Below are 1288 nucleotides of genomic sequence, written 5' to 3'. Positions count from 1 at the left end.
CATCAGATACGAGGTAAAGTACCGTACCTGCCATTTCTTCTGGCTCTGCATGACGATGCATAGGAATCATCTGCATTGCGGCTTTGTGCATTTTCTCATTAGCAAATAACGCCCCGGCAAACTTGGTTTTAGTCAGGCCAGGCAAAATAGCATTACAACGGATACCCAGCGGTGCACATTCCTTCGCGAAGGCTTTAGTCATATTGATAACCGCCGCTTTGGTAATAGAATAAATCCCCTGCATCATGCCGGGCTGTAAGCCATTAACTGAAGCAGTATTGACGATGGCACCACCGCCATTTTTCTTCATCAATTTGCCTGCAGCGACTGACATAAAAAAGTAACCACGGATATTTACATCAACAGTTTTATCATAGGCCGCTAGGTCTGTATCAAGAATATGGCCAAAGTATGGGTTGGCTGCTGCATTGTTAACTAGAATATCGAGCTTGCCGTGCTTGCTTTCGATATGAGCAAAGCATGATTCAATCTGCCCCATATCACCGACATGGCATGCTAAGGCTTCAGCGGAACCACCCGCCTCAGTAATCGCATCGGCAACCAACTGGCAGTCATCTACCTTGCGGCTTGAAACAATAACGTGTGCGCCCTGCTCTGCTAATAGCTTCGCAATCGCTTCACCGATACCACGACTTGCGCCCGTTACCAGTGCAACTTTTCCTGTTAGATCAAATAAATTTGTAGCCATGTTTTTACCTATTAGTTCTAGAAAATATTTAAACACTAAGCACTTAAACCACCGAGAATACAGAGCGCTTCGCGTCACAGAGAAAAGATAAACACTCAACCTAAGTTCTAATACCTTCTCTGTGGAGGCCGCAGGCCGCTCGGTGTGCTCTGTGGTGGAATCAATCGAGTCTGACCCCTTTGATTAACCATATTACTCCGCTACCACAACAACCTTACCTTTAACCTCTCGGTTAAAGACTTTGGCTAATGCCTCTTTTGTGTTTGCTAAAGTAAAGACTTCATCGGTGACAACCGATACTTTGCCATCTTTATGCCAGGCAAAAAGCTCCTGCATATTTTGCAGGAAGACCATAGGTTCATGCATGACGAAGCTGCCCCAAAATACACCTATCACACTGTATTCTTTCACCAAGGCGAGATTAACTGGTAGCTTGGGAATGGTGCCTGATGCAAAGCCGATGACAAGCAAACGACCATTGCGAGCCATCGCTCTTGTGCAAGCATCAAATGCCTCGCCACCAACCGGATCGTAAACGACATCTACGCCCTTGCCTTTTGTCAGATCTTTTAGCGCTTG

At 46.0% G+C, this 1288-nt stretch carries 2 protein-coding genes; both read right to left on the bottom strand.

Annotated features, from left to right (window positions below; all coding sequences use genetic code 11):
* Window positions 1-709, bottom strand: a 709-nt coding sequence (locus tag A3729_RS04050) for an SDR family oxidoreductase (protein WP_068633226.1), incomplete at its 3' end; no start/stop codon positions are given.
* A gap of 192 nt (window positions 710-901) precedes the next feature.
* Window positions 902-1288: zinc-binding dehydrogenase (locus tag A3729_RS04045; RefSeq protein WP_156497639.1), on the bottom strand; the 387-nt coding region annotated here is incomplete at its 5' end.

Source organism: Oleiphilus sp. HI0043 (assembly GCF_001634935.1).
The sequence above is the reverse complement of the archived record's forward strand: the minus strand, read 5'-3'. Positions and strand labels throughout refer to the sequence as shown.